Source organism: Bacillus sp. FJAT-53060, assembly GCF_037104745.1.
Taxonomy (GTDB): Bacteria; Bacillota; Bacilli; order Bacillales; family Bacillaceae; genus Bacillus; species Bacillus stratosphericus_B.
Genome location: NZ_JBAWSW010000029.1, coordinates 20,261 through 35,872, shown reverse-complemented (window position 1 = coordinate 35,872; position 15,612 = coordinate 20,261). Strand labels below are relative to the sequence as shown.

Annotated in this window: 16 protein-coding genes and 2 tRNA genes; all 18 read right to left on the bottom strand. The window is 41.5% G+C overall.

The window, feature by feature from the left end; all coding sequences use genetic code 11:
* Positions 1 to 157: 157 nt before the first annotated feature.
* Positions 158 to 229: transfer RNA gene (locus WAX46_RS11425), tRNA-Glu, on the bottom strand.
* 25 nt (positions 230 to 254) lie between these two features.
* Positions 255 to 328 (bottom strand) — tRNA-Met (locus WAX46_RS11420).
* Positions 329 to 698: 370 nt separating this feature from the next.
* Positions 699 to 1,094 (bottom strand): S1 domain-containing RNA-binding protein, encoded by a 396-nt coding sequence (locus WAX46_RS11415; RefSeq protein WP_008357409.1) that lies wholly within the window; start codon positions 1,092 to 1,094, stop codon positions 699 to 701.
* Positions 1,095 to 1,176: 82 nt separating this feature from the next.
* Entirely contained in the window at positions 1,177 to 1,551 is a 375-nt protein-coding gene (locus tag WAX46_RS11410; protein ID WP_336494027.1) for an FtsB family cell division protein, read from the bottom strand.
* Between the two features lie 18 nt (positions 1,552 to 1,569).
* Complete coding sequence (gene yabQ / locus WAX46_RS11405; RefSeq protein ID WP_336494026.1) at positions 1,570 to 2,208, bottom strand: spore cortex biosynthesis protein YabQ; 639 nt, start codon at positions 2,206 to 2,208, stop codon at positions 1,570 to 1,572.
* On the bottom strand, positions 2,205 to 2,513 hold the full coding sequence (gene yabP, locus WAX46_RS11400) for a sporulation protein YabP (protein ID WP_048239558.1): 309 nt from the start codon (positions 2,511 to 2,513) through the stop codon (positions 2,205 to 2,207). Before yabP ends, yabQ begins: the two co-directional genes overlap by 4 nt.
* 74 nt (positions 2,514 to 2,587) lie before the next feature.
* The gene (locus tag WAX46_RS11395; protein WP_226568110.1) at positions 2,588 to 2,848 is read right to left on the bottom strand and encodes an RNA-binding S4 domain-containing protein; all 261 of its coding nucleotides are present in this window, start codon (positions 2,846 to 2,848) and stop codon (positions 2,588 to 2,590) included.
* On the bottom strand, positions 2,845 to 4,329 hold the full coding sequence (gene mazG / locus WAX46_RS11390; RefSeq protein WP_336494025.1) for a nucleoside triphosphate pyrophosphohydrolase: 1,485 nt from the start codon (positions 4,327 to 4,329) through the stop codon (positions 2,845 to 2,847). Before mazG ends, WAX46_RS11395 begins: the two co-directional genes overlap by 4 nt.
* A complete protein-coding gene (locus tag WAX46_RS11385; RefSeq protein WP_226568108.1) occupies positions 4,319 to 5,923 on the bottom strand; it encodes a putative polysaccharide biosynthesis protein in 1,605 nt (534 codons plus the stop codon). Before WAX46_RS11385 ends, mazG begins: the two co-directional genes overlap by 11 nt.
* Positions 5,924 to 6,127: 204 nt before the next feature.
* Complete coding sequence (gene spoVT, locus WAX46_RS11380; protein ID WP_226568107.1) at positions 6,128 to 6,664, bottom strand: stage V sporulation protein T; 537 nt, start codon at positions 6,662 to 6,664, stop codon at positions 6,128 to 6,130.
* Between the two features lie 139 nt (positions 6,665 to 6,803).
* Complete coding sequence (gene mfd, locus WAX46_RS11375) at positions 6,804 to 10,337, bottom strand: transcription-repair coupling factor (protein WP_336494024.1); 3,534 nt, start codon at positions 10,335 to 10,337, stop codon at positions 6,804 to 6,806.
* Between the two features lie 68 nt (positions 10,338 to 10,405).
* Complete coding sequence (locus WAX46_RS11370) at positions 10,406 to 10,636, bottom strand: anti-sigma-F factor Fin family protein (RefSeq protein WP_226568105.1); 231 nt, start codon at positions 10,634 to 10,636, stop codon at positions 10,406 to 10,408.
* A gap of 56 nt (positions 10,637 to 10,692) precedes the next feature.
* Positions 10,693 to 11,259, bottom strand: coding sequence for an aminoacyl-tRNA hydrolase (gene pth / locus WAX46_RS11365; RefSeq protein WP_226568104.1), 567 nt, complete (start codon positions 11,257 to 11,259; stop codon positions 10,693 to 10,695).
* Between the two features lie 140 nt (positions 11,260 to 11,399).
* Positions 11,400 to 12,026 (bottom strand): 50S ribosomal protein L25/general stress protein Ctc, encoded by a 627-nt coding sequence (locus tag WAX46_RS11360; protein ID WP_226568103.1) that lies wholly within the window; start codon positions 12,024 to 12,026, stop codon positions 11,400 to 11,402.
* Positions 12,027 to 12,165: 139 nt separating this feature from the next.
* A complete protein-coding gene (locus tag WAX46_RS11355; RefSeq protein WP_226568102.1) occupies positions 12,166 to 13,119 on the bottom strand; it encodes a ribose-phosphate diphosphokinase in 954 nt (317 codons plus the stop codon).
* Positions 13,120 to 13,144: 25 nt separating this feature from the next.
* Positions 13,145 to 14,512 (bottom strand): bifunctional UDP-N-acetylglucosamine diphosphorylase/glucosamine-1-phosphate N-acetyltransferase GlmU, encoded by a 1,368-nt coding sequence (gene glmU / locus WAX46_RS11350; protein WP_336494022.1) that lies wholly within the window; start codon positions 14,510 to 14,512, stop codon positions 13,145 to 13,147.
* Positions 14,513 to 14,710: 198 nt separating this feature from the next.
* On the bottom strand, positions 14,711 to 15,007 hold the full coding sequence (gene spoVG, locus WAX46_RS11345) for a septation regulator SpoVG (protein WP_008357439.1): 297 nt from the start codon (positions 15,005 to 15,007) through the stop codon (positions 14,711 to 14,713).
* A 223-nt stretch (positions 15,008 to 15,230) separates the two neighbouring features.
* Positions 15,231 to 15,608 carry a 2-iminobutanoate/2-iminopropanoate deaminase gene (gene ridA / locus WAX46_RS11340; protein WP_226568100.1) on the bottom strand — a complete coding sequence of 126 codons (378 nt, stop codon included), beginning with the start codon at positions 15,606 to 15,608 and terminating at the stop codon, positions 15,231 to 15,233.
* Between the last annotated feature and the right edge of the window lie 4 nt (positions 15,609 to 15,612).

Genomic DNA, 15,612 nt, shown 5'->3' with positions numbered 1-15,612 from the left:
AAAGCCACTACTTCTAATTGATTTCTTCTCTCTTCTTCACGTTTCGATAACATGTTCATCCCCCGCAGAATTGTGTTATTACCCTTATTATACAAAAAAGCTTGTAGACTTTGTCTACAAGCTGAAACAGCTTTCTTTATGAAAGCTGTTTTGGAAATGACCCGTACGGGATTCGAACCCGTGTTACCGCCGTGAAAGGGCGGTGTCTTAACCGCTTGACCAACGGGCCTTGTTTTTCGTTCTACTTAAAAGGATAGCGGCGGAGGGGATCGAACCCCCGACCTCACGGGTATGAACCGTACGCTCTAGCCAGCTGAGCTACACCGCCATAATTGAAAATGCGCTAAGAAGCACAAGAACTATAATACAAAGGATTCGCTTGTCCGTCAATAGAAAGTTTTAAATTAAATGATGAAATCTCAAAAAAACATCGTGTCAGTACAGGAAAAAAACAGATGCTTTCAGCGTGTAGACAAACCCTCGCATTCGTTGTCAGCCCTGCGTGCTGGTGCTCACGAATCTAAAATTTGCTCCGCTCCAGTACTCGTCCTTCCTAGACTTCAAAGGTTTTCAATCACGCTGAAAAGAAGACAAAGGGCTTAAAATAAAGATCATTTTAGCCCTTTGTCAACAATCTAAAAACACCCGCTGAAAAGAAGATGCTTTGTTGTGATAGATATATAGAAAGCAGCAACAAGTTAACCTCTTCTTGCTCCGCGCCCCCCACGTTTTGATTCCGTGTTACGTTTTAAAGATGTTAAGCGATCTTCGCTATCTTTTAAGAATTTGTTCATTTTTTGCTCAAACGATTCCTTCGGACGGAAATCATTTCTGCTTGGTCTTGATTGTTGTTGAGGACGATCTTTTGCTTTTTTAATGGACAAGCCGATTTTACCGTCTTTTTCAACGTTAATCACTTTCACTTCAACTTGTTCACCGACTTTTAAATGCTCATTAATATCTTTTACATAGTTATCGGCTACTTCACTGATATGAACGAGACCAGTTGAACCGCCTGGCAACTCCACAAAAGCTCCAAAATTTGTAATGCCCGTAACTTTCCCTTGTAACTTGCTGCCAACTTCAATCGACATAAAAAAAGTGCTCCTCCTTAGACTTATAAAAAAATCTCATTTGTTCAATTATACATAAACTGAATTTTAAGTGTCAACAAGGCTAATCGCTCTTATTGCCCACATCAAAGATTTTTTCGCCTTTTTTGGACAAATAATAGTCCCGTCGTGCCAGTTCGAGTACGTATTCCTTGCTTTTCAGCTTCTTGATTTCATCAGAAATATCTTCCTGCTTAGTTTGTAATTGCTTCAATTCTTTTTCGAGCGCGACCTTTTTCTCTTCTTTTTCCTTTAATGCGGACGATTGAGACCAGAGGGCACTAGTCACCAAGACAACAAACATGAGCACGATCACACCAAACACGGTAAGCCTTCTAAGGAGTCCACGGCGTTTGCGTTTTAAGCGCTGTGCTTGCTGTTCCATTTGTTTTTGGTAATCGTTTTGAATTTGTGTGATATTTCTTTTTCTCTCGTTCAAGGATGAAGGCCTCCTCTCTTACTTTGTCCAGAATTGTTTCCATTTCGTTTTGATGGTACGGGATAATTTCTTGGTCCCTTGTAAAATTCCTGCTCCTTTTGAGAAAAACAATCTAACTGATGTTCGCCATTTTTCGGGAATCCGATGAATAATGGTCACATTGAGTAACCAGATGAGCGGATAACAAACAATCGATAGCACCTTCCACACGAGTCGAAACGTAAAACGAACAATACGTAAGAACGATTGGAGCAAGAACAGAATAGCACTTATGATCAATTTGACAATCCAGCGGATCGGCTGGAAGACAATGGACATGACCAGTCTTTTAAGGACTAGAACGGCCTTGTATATACACGTGATGATGAACTTCAGAATTTTGATATATAGCTGTTTCATCAATGCCTGATACATTGAGAAACCTAAAGCAACAGCTAGAAAAATATAAAGCCTGAATTCTCCCTCGTTTGTTAGCAGCAGCACATAAAAGAATAAGAGACCTTGCACCATCCAAAAAAGGAGATCGTGAATGACTAGGAACCATCTTGATGTTTTTTCCCGGTTCACAAACAGCTTGTACGTATCAAGCGATGCGCCCAGCCAGATGCCCATCGCCGCCATCGAAAGCATCGTATAAAACTGGACTGTCAGTGTCATTTAAACAGCTTGCTAAAAAATCCTTTAGCCTTCTCCCCATGCTGCTCATCTACATAAATTAAGTCAAAGACACGACCTTTGATGGACACAACGCCTTTTTCTACGTCTAAATTTTTCATTTGTAGATTTTCTCCGCGGATGGCTAGAATCCCCATTACCGTCTCAAGCAGAAATTCTTCACTATCAAAGCTTTCTACCTGCTTGACGCCGGTAATATCTAAATGCTTTCTGTTTCGCATTGTGACATTGTGCTCTGCTTCTGATGACAGCTTCGTGCCTTGAGGTTGATTATAATATTGATTCATTTATACATCCCCCATATCTCATACTTGCAATGTTACTGCATTGTATGTGATAGGAGGGTCTTTTAGAACAAGCCCTATTCTGCTGTTTTTTCTTCTTTCAGCACGGTATACATGCCAGCAGCTTCTTCTTTTTTCGTGGTGTCCTTTAACTCGTTGACTTGTATGGTCACAAGTTTTTGACCAAAGCGAATTTGAAGCTCGTCTCCTTCTTCCACGTCAGAGCTGGCTTTTGCCTGTGTTCCATTAATTGAAATTCTTCCTTGATCGGCTACTTCTTTCGCCAATGTTCTTCTTTTAATTAAACGAGAAACTTTTAAAAATTTATCTAGTCTCATGTGTGTTCACCTCTTTCTATGCGTTTGGCATCGTTCCACAGATCATCCATTTCCTCTAGTGTCATGTCCTCTAGTGAACGTCCCATACCCTTTGCTTTTTGTTCTATATGCTGAAAGCGCCGCATAAATTTTGTGTTTGCGGAAGAGAGGGCTGTTTCAGGCTCTAGCTGATAGAACCTGCCTATGTTGACGAGAACAAACAAAATATCCCCAAATTCATCTTTCATTTGCTTTGTTGCACCTTCGTCCGTCATCTCTTCCACTTCAACGAGGAATTCCTGCTTTTCTTCTTCGTATTTGTTCCAAATATCTTCTACTTCCGTCCAATCAAAGCCGACCTTAGCTGCTTTCTTTTGGAGCTTATAAGCCTTTGTTAGAGCTGGGAGTGTTGCTGGAATGGACTGCAAAATAGATGCTGCCCGTTCTGGCTTCTCCTGCTGCTTAATTTTTTCCCAATTGGCCACCACATCCGATGCTTCAGTGACATTTGTATCACCAAACACATGCGGATGTCGTCGAATCATTTTTTCTGTCACATGCTGGATGACATCATCAATTGAGAAATAGCCATCATCTTCACCAATTTGAGCATGGAGTAAAACCTGCAGCAACACATCTCCAAGCTCTTCCACCATATGATCTGGATCGTCTTCGTCTATGGCTTCAAGTAGCTCATAGCATTCTTCAATTAAGTAAGGTTTGAGCGACTCATTGGTCTGTTTTTGATCCCACGGACAGCCTCCTGGTCCCCTTAATGTACGAATGACTTCTCGGAAAGTATCAAATTGTTGATAGAGCAGCTTTTTATCTTGAATTGGAGGCACATAAACACTCGTTAAGTTATTTATCGACATATCTCGATCAAGTTGAAATAAAGGAACAGCTGTCATCTGTTCCTGACTACTCCCTGCCGCAGTCACAATATAAACTTCATAGTCGTCTGGTAGCTTTTCCATCAGCGTGAGCTTGATATTTGAAGCGGTCATCTGATCATACACCTGACAAATCAATACATGCTGGCTTAAATTAAGATCATCTGCCCGCATATCCCCTGCATCAACGAATTGTAGTCCTTCAATTGGGTCAATCTGCAAGGAATTAAAGGTCGCATCAAGAAAGCTTTGTCCACCGGCAACAGACACCTCAATCCCGTGTTCCTTCTGCTGAGCGACAAGAAGTTGCACTGTTTTTTCTGCTACAAATGGATGTCCTGGTACTGCATAAACAATATCTTTGTCCGCAGCCTCAGCAAATAGAATTTCTGTGATTTCCTGATACACTGATTCAAACTGATCATGCTTTTCATAAACCTCATCCAAAAAGGTAATAGACGGGATCTCCTGCTTTAATTCCGCAGTGAGCGGGTGATCCTTCGTTCTCATAAATACTTCTTTCGCCTGCTTCAGCTGCTTATATACGCCGAGCGTCAGCTGATCCATGTCGCCGGCCCCAAGACCAACGACTGTAATCTTACCAGCCATTTCTATTCCCTCTCATCTGTTTAAAATATAAAATCTTTTCTCCTAATGGAATGAGTCTCCATTCCTCGTCCGTAAATACCTCTAGCTTAAGAATACTATATAAAAAGGCGAAACCACCAATAAAAACTGATGTCAGGCTCTCTAAAACGGAAAACGGACGTTTTTCAAAAGGTATGATCCAAGAAAATAATGCCTGATACCCCACTAAAACGATGGCCATGAAAGCCGCTGATAAAAGAATTTCCACTGGGAACAGCTCTCTCATTGAGATCCACCCTTTGCGTTTCAAATAAAACGCATTGCACATGGCTGCGGTGAGATAACCACATACTGTAGACCATGCGGCCCCATGGATACCAAATAGCGGGACAAGCGCAAACGTCAACCCCCATTTCACTAGCACACTGAGAATGATCACAACAGCTGGGTACACGGGATGTCCCAGCCCTTGAAGCAAAGCTGTTTGCGTAATCGCAATTGACGTAAATGCGATGGAAATACAAAATATTTGCAGCGCATCTGTTCCTAAGTCATTACGAAATAACATTATATTTACTGACGATAGAATACAAATAAGCCCGACCGCTGATCCAATCCCTAGCACCGACGTTGTCTTAAACGATGTACGAACCTTTTGACGAATCACTTCGTGCTGTCCTTCCCTCAAGGCTGACGACAAAAATGGAACAAGAGAGGTTCCGATACTAATTGCAAACACCGTTCCTAGCTGCAAGAAAGGCTGACCTCGGTCATACACACCTTTTGCCGCTTTGGCTTCCGTCTCACTCAGCCCCTCGCTGCGGAGCAAAGCATACAGGTGAAAGGCATCGATCATTTGCATCCATAAAATAAACAATCCACTCACACAAATCGTCAATGTATACAGAACTAAACTTTTCAAAACATCTTTTTTTCGCAGTGTTGCCTGTTTTAACGTCATGCCTGAAGCAGGCTGCTTTCGATATGTCAGCCAAAGGAAAAGAAGCAGTATAAGTGAGACCGCACTTCCTGCGATAGAGGAGAAAACGGCACCCACTCCTGTTTCATAAAGAGAATAACCGTGCCTCATTAAATAGAAGGATAAGACAAGCAAAACACCTACTCTAATGAGCTGCTCAACCAATTGGGATATAGCGGTTGGAAGCATCATGCCGTCACTCTGAAACACACCTCTTAGCATGACTGTGAGCGGCAGGAATAAAAAAACAAATGCACTCATCTGGATGAGTAAGATTAATTCGCTGTCAGCCATCAAGTCCGAAATCCAACCTGCTCCTATGTATAGACAGAGAAATAAGACCAAGCTTAGCAAAGAGATATACACCAAGGATACCCTTGTAATGATCCGGCGATTCTCTTCACCATGCTCACTCAGTAGCTTGGACACCATAACAGGGTACCCTGTTGTTCCGAGCATGATCGCAATGCCGAGAAAGGGATACACCTGCTGATAAATATAAAAACCAGTGTCTCCTACGATGTTTTGAAAAGGGACACGATAAACGGCACTTAGTACCTTTGATAACAAGCCTGCGATGGTCAATATCACCGCACCTTGGAAAAGCCAATGCGGCTGATTCACAGCATTTTTCATGGATGACTCCTTTATGTTCAATCAAAAAATAGAGCTACATTTAAACGCACTCATTATATCATACGTCAATAGAAAGCTGTTTCTTTCTAAGGAGTAGACGACACATTGCATGTTTCGTTTCATCTCATATAAAAAACGCCGACAAAATCAGATGATTTTATCGGCATTCTTTCGTTTTATCAAAAACATATAGAATTATTAGACCTAATGTTCCATTTGACGGGCTAAGAAGCCAGCTGCCGTTTCCGCCGCTTTATGCTCCACTTCTCCCATTGAACGCTCTTTCGAAAATAAGACGACGGCGCCAATTGGATCTCCGTTTGCAACAATAGGTGCTATGGTATAAGCAGATACGTCATCATCAATACCATCGACTAGTTGAATTTCTTTCTTGCTTTCCTCTAATACAGAATTACGCTGATCGAGTGTTCGTTCAATTAAATCACTAATGGATTTGTTTAAGTACTCTTTTTTCGAACTGCCGGATACAGCAATATACGTATCGCGATCACAGATCAGGATGGAATGACCCAAACTGTCGAATAATGCATCAGCATATTCCTTCGCAAAGTCTCCTAGCTCACTAATCGGTGAATACTTCTTCAAAATCACTTCTCCATCGCGGTCGACAAAAATCTCAAGCGGATCTCCTTCCCGGATGCGCAATGTTCTGCGAATCTCCTTCGGAATAACCACTCTACCTAGATCATCGATGCGGCGTACAATTCCAGTTGCTTTCATTCACTGCTTCCTCTCTTTCATTTGATGATATGTTGGGTGAATGGAACAAAAGCGTCCACTTTATGTAACATTCACCACTTGACCCTGAGTTTAGTATCCGTCACATCAAACGTAATATACACGAGAGACAAACAAAATTTTATGAAGATGGAATGGTTTCTTTTTTCACATTTTGAAGGCCTCGAAGCATGCTAAGAACGACCTCCAGCCATTCCTTGGTCTTCTTGCCTTTCGTTTGAACAGATATAATCAGCTTACTGCCTTCCATTCCTAGGCCAATCTCACGTCCATATCGACTGCCTAACTCAAATAATTTTTGACCATCGATTTCGCTGCTTGGTTTCTCATCAAGGGTGAGTCTGACAATGCCTTTCTCCAATTTGATCAACTCAACACGTTCCTGCACAGCGTACACCTTCATCGTCGCAATCGTGAACAAATCAGCCACTTCTTGTGGATATTCACCGAATCGGTCAATCATTTCATCCTGCAGCTCTTTCCGTTCTTCAATGGACCCAATGGCTCTAAACTGTTTATACATCTCGATTTTTTGCTTGCCATCAGAAATATATGAGTCTGGAATGTAGGCATCAATTTGCAAGTCGATCTCCGGCTCAAATTTTTCTTGAGCTGTCGTGTCGCCTCTTCTTTCTTCAATCGCTTCTTTCAGCATTTGAGAATAAAGGTCAAACCCAACGGAATCAATAAATCCATGCTGCTGTGCCCCAAGTAAGTTCCCTGCTCCTCGAATCGTTAAATCACGCATCGCAATTTTAAAGCCTGATCCGAGCTCTGTGAATTCTTTAATGGCCTGAAGTCTTTTCTCTGCTACTTCAGAAAGAACTTTGTCTTTTCGATAAGTAAAATATGCGTAGGCGACACGATTAGAGCGCCCAACTCGTCCTCTTAACTGGTACAGCTGAGAGAGCCCCATTTTATCAGCATCGTGTACAATGAGCGTGTTCACATTTGGAATGTCTACGCCCGTTTCAATAATGGTTGTACTGACCAACACATCTGATTCTCCTTCAAGGAAGTTGATCATCACAGATTCTAGCTCGTTCTCACTCATTTTCCCGTGTGCACAGCTGACTTTAGCGTCTGGAACAAGCATAGAGATTTCGTCTGCTTTCCGTTCAATATCCTCAACACGGTTGTAAAGGAAGTACACTTGACCGCCTCTCGCTAGTTCTCGCTCTATCGCTTCTCTAACTAAAGCGCCATTGTACTCGACAACATAGGTTTGAACAGGGAAACGGTTTTCAGGTGGTGTTTCAATAATGGATAAATCTCGTACACCAAGCATCGACATATGAAGCGTACGCGGAATTGGCGTTGCCGTTAATGTCAGTACATCAATATTGGCTTTCATTTGCTTAATTTTCTCTTTATGCGTCACACCAAAACGCTGTTCCTCATCAATGATTAACAGTCCTAAATCCTTATATACAATGTCTTTTGAAAGAAGGCGGTGTGTCCCAATGACCATATCAATCGTTCCGTTCTTCATCCCTTCTAACGTTTCGGTTGTTTCTTTACGCGTACGGAATCGGCTAAGCTGAGCGATTTTGACAGGGTGGTCCTGAAATCGGTCCATAATCGTGTCAAAATGCTGCTGTGCTAAGATCGTTGTCGGAACAAGTAATGCAACCTGCTTCCCGTCAGCAATGGCTTTGAAGGCCGCACGAATCGCCACCTCTGTTTTTCCATACCCCACATCTCCACAAAGCAGGCGATCCATCGGACGTTCACGCTCCATGTCTTTTTTGATTTCTTGAATAGAACGAATTTGATCATCTGTTTCCTGATAAGGGAACGCAGATTCAAACTGACGCTGCATCTCATGGTCAGGTGAGAAAGCATACCCTTTGCTTGCCTCACGTTCTGCGTACAGCTTAATGAGATCATCTGCAATGTCCTGAACAGATGATTCTACTTTTTTCTTGACGCGTTTCCAGTCGCTGCCGCCTAGTTTGTACAGCTTTGGCTCTTTTCCTTCTGATCCTACATACTTCTGCACCTGGTCAATTTGTTCAACCGGTACATAAAGCTTGTCGCTCCCTTGATAATGAATATTTAAATAATCTTTATGAATGCCGCCGATCTCAAGCGTTTCAATGCCTAAATACTTACCAATCCCGTGGTTAATGTGCACTACATAATCGCCCACTTGAAGCTCTGAATAGCTCTTAATTCGCTCTGCGTTGGTCAGCTTTTGCTTACGTGCCTGCTTCTTCACACGTTTTTTGAAAAGCTCACCTTCTGTGATCACTGCAATTTTTGATAATGGCAGTTCGAAGCCTGTTTGTAGCTCACCTTGTAAAATATACACTTGCCCGCTTACAAGCTCAGCGTCCGGTTTGGCAAGAGCAGCTTCAATGTCATAATCATGTAAAACAGACGACAGCTTCTCTGTACGCTCTTCATTCGCACCTAAAAAGACAACCGTATAATTTTGTTTTTTATAACGTTCAATTTCACTCGCAAGCACATTCATTTGCCCGTGGAAATTCTGCATTTGCTTACTAGATACATTGACAATATTTTGCGGATTGGTCTGCTGGACATGTCTTAAGAACAACGAGTAGTAGAGAATTGACCTCGATTGCTGATTCATCAGCTCTTGGAACGGGAAGGAAAGAGATAAATCATGAAGAATATTCCCTTCTTCAAGCAAACTAATGGTCCAATCTGCTTCTTCCTGTTCAAGCTGTTCTTCCATCTCCTGAATTCTGCTAATTTCATCTAGGATGATAATCGTATCTTGCGATGTATAATCTAGCAAACTAGCAGGCTTTTCATAGAAATAGGAGAGGTACTTCGTCATCTCCTGTGTCACGATGCCTTCTAGCAGCTTCTCTCGATCACCAGAAATATTCTGATGCAGCAGCTCTTTTTGTTTGTCTGAGTTGAACTTCTTTAAACTTTTTGCAAGACCGTCATCAAGCTGTTCAATCGCTCTTACTCGTTCAGGGCCTCTCACAATCAGCTCTTTTGCTGGGCCAATCTTGATCTCTTGAAGCGTTTCTAGTGACCGCTGTGTATCAGAGTGGAAGGTCCGAATCGAATCCACTTCTGTATCAAACAATTCAATACGGATAGGATGATCTCCCGTTAACGCATAAATGTCGATGATTCCTCCACGCACACTAAAATCTCCGGGCGCAGCGACCATAGACGTCCGGTCATAACCGATTTGCACGAGTTGCTTTGAAAACGCCTCCAAATCAATTTCTTCACCGAGCTTTAAATGGATTTGACTCTCCTTCCAGATCTCGACTGGCGGAAGCATTCTCCGCACCGCCGCTGCCGGAGTTACGACAATGGGGTTTTCTCCATTTGCTAGTCGATTCAGGACATCGAGTCGCTGTGCTCTTAGCTCAGGGCTGGCAACGGCAATCTCTGATGCAATGAGTTCATTTACAGGATAAAGAAGGACCGACCGATCCGACATCACACTTGCTAGATCATCCGCCACCTTCTGCGCTTGATACAAATTGTGGGTCACAATAAACATCGGCCGCTTTAGTTGGTCTGATATGGCAGCTGAAAATAACGATCTAACGGAGCCTGATAGTCCGGCGAGCAGCTGTTCTTTTAACCCTTCCTTTAGCCCATTAAAAATGGACTGAAAATCATTACTTTGTTTGATAAATGATTGTATGTTTTTCATTTGGCTCCTCCTCCCTGCTTGTTTAAAACAGAAAAACGCTTTGGTCTATTATCCTACACCAAAGCTTTTTATTGAATAAATGTATGATACTGATGGTAATCAGGATTTCTTTCGAGTGCCTCTTGGCAATCCTCACAAATGGTTTGTACATGTAAATCACCATTTTCCTTATAAGAAATCATATCGTTTCTTTCTTCATTTGTTAAGTGATGAAACCCAAGTGCTTCACTTTGAACAGCGATTTCATCTAAACTCCCAACCATTACACCACAGTGCCGGCAGTAATAATGCAAAGCCATACGTGAGATCCTCCCATGTTGAGATTTATGATCAGTATGTGCTTTGCTTAACATTCTTATACCTTTTTATTAAAATCATTCATCACTTCTAAAAATGGCTTTGTTAGAGCTGCCTCACAAGCTTCAACAGACGCTTGAATGGCTGATGCGATGTCAAACTGTTCCTCTTCCGAGAAGCGCCCTAGTACGTAATCGACGACCTTCATGCCATTTTGCGGACGGCCAATACCAATGCGAAATCGGTCAAACTCAGGTGAGCCTAAGTGCTGGATCAACGATTTAATCCCATTATGCCCTCCTGCACTTCCCTTTGTGCGCAAACGAATCCGCCCAGTTGGTAAATCAAGATCATCATAGATGACTTTCAAATGTTCAAGGAGAATATCATAGTAATCCAAAAGTGGGCGCACGCATTCTCCTGATAAGTTCATATATGTAAGAGGCTTAACAAGTAGAACCTTTTGCCCCGAAACAAAACCAGTTCCATATTGTCCCTGAAATTTTGATTGATTTAATGGAATGTTCCATTTTTTTGATAGTTCATCTATTGTCATAAATCCGACATTATGTCTTGTTTTTTCATATTCTCTTCCTGGATTCCCCAATCCAACGAATGCAATCATAAAACCAATAACCTCCTTTGTCCCACATGCACACGCCTAAAAAATGAGCCATATGATTGCCTCATGCAAAAACGTATGAATTCTTTTCATTCTAGCACAAAAGACGCAACCACGGGAGGGTTACGTCTCTAAATGACCAGTTATTCTTCGTTGTCATCCTTTTCTTTAATGGCCTCAGGTTCTTGGGTTTCCTCTTCACTATCTGGTTTAGGAACCTCGGATTGCTGAGGTGGCAAGATAGATGCAACGACTTCTTCTGGATCGTTATTAATTTGGTAAGTTGCTTGAACAGACAGATCACCGACTGTTAGTACATCATTTACATCTAAGTTTGTAATATCAGCTTCAATATTTTGTGGAATATCCTTTGGTTTGGCTGTAATGGATAGTTCAAATAGTGGCTGCTGGAGCACACCGCCATCTTTTACACCTTTGGATTCGCCAATCAGTTGTACAGGTACATCTGCGTCAATATCTCTTTGAAAATCGACCACTTGGAAATCAGCGTGGACAAGCTCATTTTTCAACGGATCTGTTTGTAATTCTGTGACCATCACAGACTTTGTTTCACCGTTGACTTCTAATGTGATGATTGTATTTTTCCCTTCATCACGTAATGTCTTTAATAAATCGATGCTATCTAATGAAACAGCTAGGTTGTCTGTATTTTTTCCGTATATGACACCAGGAACGTGTCCTGAATGACGGATTTTTTGCAGTGTGGAACGTTTGAAATCAGTTCTTTTATTTGCTTTTAAAGTTACCATATTCAGCACCATCCTATTTCTTTTTTGTCACTACTTTCATCAATACCCATAACGGAATCATTTTAAACCTAGTTGGCTGTCATTTATCACAGCAAAAAGAGACCCTAAGCTGCTGCCTAGGGCCTTTTTGATAAGAGAATTAGCTGAAGAGGAAGCTAACAGATTCTTCTTCATGCACACGGATGATGGCTTCTGCAAGCAATGGCCCAACTGAAAGTGGAATGAACTTATCTACTTTCTTGTCATCTGTTAAGTGAATACTGTTCGTTACAACCAATTCTTTGATTTTAGAGTTTGTGATGCGTTCTACTGCTGGTTCAGACAATACTGGGTGAGTACAGCAAGCATACACTTCAGCCGCTCCATTTTCGACAAGCGCATTTGCTGCTAGTGTAATGGTACCAGCTGTATCAATGATATCATCAATCAGAATCGCCGTTTTGCCTTCAATGTTACCAATGATGTTCATGACTTCAGCAACGTTTGGCTTCGGGCGACGTTTGTCGATAATTGCGATTGGCGCTTTCAGGTGGTCTGCCATTTTACGCGCACGCGTCACACCACCGTGGTCAGGAGACACGACGACAATATCATTCAAGTTTTTCTGTTGGAAATAGTTTGTTAAGATTGGCACAGCCATTAAGTTATCGATTGGAATATCAAAGAAACCTTGGATTTGCGGCGCATGTAGATCAAGTGCGATGACACGTGTAGCACCTGCTGTTTCAAGTAAGTTTGCAAAAAGTTTCGCAGTGATTGGCTCACGAGGTTTTGCTTTACGATCTTGACGTGCATATCCGTAATAAGGGATCACAATGTTGACAGTTTTCGCAGAAGCACGTTTTAGCGCATCAACCATAATGAGCAGTTCCATAATGTGCTCATTGACTGGCGCACTTGTTGATTGAATCACATAACAATCACAGCCACGAATACTTTCTTCAATATTGATTTGGACTTCACCGTCACTAAAACGTTTAACAGAGCTCTTTCCTAGATCAACTCCGATACGCTCGGCAATTTCTTTAGCAAGTTCAGGGTTTGAATTCAAAGAGAATATCTTTAAATTCGCATCAGCATAACGATTAGACATGGTAAACCTCCGGGTATTTGGATTATTATTTATGAATATTTTTCACATAATCTTCTTTATTGACTTGTCTTGCTCTAGCAATAGACAATGCATCCTGTGGCACATCTTCTGTGACCGTTGAACCGGCTGCAACGCATGCCCCTTTTCCGACAGTGACTGGTGCAACAAGGTTTGAATTACAACCAATAAAAGCGCCGTCTTCAATCTTCGTTAAGAATTTGTTCTTCCCGTCATAGTTGACTGTAATTGATCCACAGCCAAGGTTTACATCAGCTCCGACCTCTGCATCTCCAATATAGCTCAGGTGAGATGCTTTGCTGCGGTCACCGAAAACCGTTTTCTTAATTTCGACAAAATTCCCGATCTTCACTTGATCGCCAATTTTCGACAACGGTCGAATATGTGCAAACGGTCCAATTGTCACATCTACTCCAACTTCACTATCACAGACAACAGATTGCTTAATCATTGTCCGATCTCCGATGATGCTATCAACAATTTCAGTGTTCGGCCCAATAGTGGTGTCTGCACCAATGTTTACATTCCCTTTGATGACCGTTCCAGGATAAATGATTGTATCTTCACCGATAACAGCTTCTGGCGATATATACGTGTTCTCAGGATCAATCAAGGTTACACCATTCTTCATATGCTGATGATTAATACGTCGCTTCATGAATTGCTCTGCTTGTGATAGAGCGATACGATCATTGACTCCAAGTGTTTCTTCAAAATGCGGTGTTTGATAAGCTGCAACTGTTTGCCCTTCATTCTTTAAAATTTCAATGACATCTGGTAGATAGTATTCACCTTGTGCATTTTCATTCGACACTTGCTCAATCACACGGAAGAGATCTTCATTTGAAAAGCAATAGGTCCCTGTATTAATTTCATTGACTTGACGTTCAGCATCATTCGCATCTTTATGCTCCACTATCTTCACAACAGCACCTGTTTCGTCACGAATAATACGTCCATAGCCTGTTGGATCATCCGCATGTGCTGTTAAAATAGTGATTTTTGCTTGATGTTTTTGATGCTCGCTTAACATGGCTTCCATTGTTTCCGCTGTCAATAATGGCGTATCTCCACAAATGACAATTGTTGTTCCCTTTTCCTGCGCAAGGAACGACTTTGCTTGTTTGACAGCATGTGCTGTTCCCAGTTGTTCTTCTTGAAGTGCATATTCACTTCTGTCCCCAAGCTGTTCCTTGACGTCCTCTGCTCCGTGACCGACAATCGTCACAAGCTTAGCTAAAGAAAGCTTTAACGCTTCATTTGCAACATGCTCGACCATTGGTTTTCCGCATACTGGATGAAGTACTTTGTATAGCTTTGACTTCATTCTCGTTCCTTTTCCCGCTGCTAAAATCACTGCGAACCGCTTATCCATTGATTGGCCTCCAATATCCCTATTATCCATAGAAAAATATATCCTAAATAAGGGCCAATTTCAAGGATACTTGAGGAAGTACAATAATTTTCTAATGAATAAAACACAAAGAAACATGAGGAGAAACGCAAAAAAGACAGCATTTAAAAGAAAACATTTCATTTTCTCTTAAAGCTGTCTTTTGGGAATCACATATGATTAAGAAGCTCCAGCTTCTTCATATTCGATTGTTTCTTCTTCTTCGCCTAAGCGATGATATTCATTTAAAACAGCATCTTGGATTTTACCTCGAGTGCTTGAGTTAATTGGATGTGCAATATCACGAAACTCCCCATCAGGCGTGCGTTTGCTAGGCATTGCAACAAACAAACCATTATTTCCATCAATCACACGAATATCATGAACAACAAATTCGTGATCCAGCGTGATGGATGCAATCGCCCTCATGCGACCATCGGTATTCACGCGGCGTAATCTTACGTCAGTAACTTCCACAGTAGTTCACCACCTTTTCCCAATATAAAAGCATTAATTAGGTATTCAACGATTGTGGTGATTCTCCTGCAAATTTTTTTAACTTTTTTTGAAATATCGGGATAATTATACATTTTTTGTCATTCTAATGACGGCACTTACATCTTCTGCGTGAAAAAAAGACATCATGATGATGCCTTTTCTGCATATAATGAAACCAACAGCTTTTATTGAGACTGCCTGTTTATTTCACTAATGCAACAACTTCAATTTCTACAAGCACATTCTTTGGGAGTCTTGCTACTTCTACACATGAACGAGCTGGCTTATGCGTGTGGAAATACTCACCATAAACTTCATTTACTTCAGCGAATTGTTCCATATCTTTTATGAAAACAGTTGACTTTACGACTGTTTCAAATGAAGCACCTGCTGCTTCAAGCACAGCTTGAATATTATGGAAAACTTGATGTGTTTGTTCTTTAATATCTCCGTTGATAAAATCTCCATCTGGTGTTAATGGAATTTGACCTGAGCTGTAAAACATGTTATTGACAATAATCCCTTGAGAGTAAGGTCCAATGGCTGCTGGTGCGTTTTTGGTTTGAACAACTTTTGTCATATCA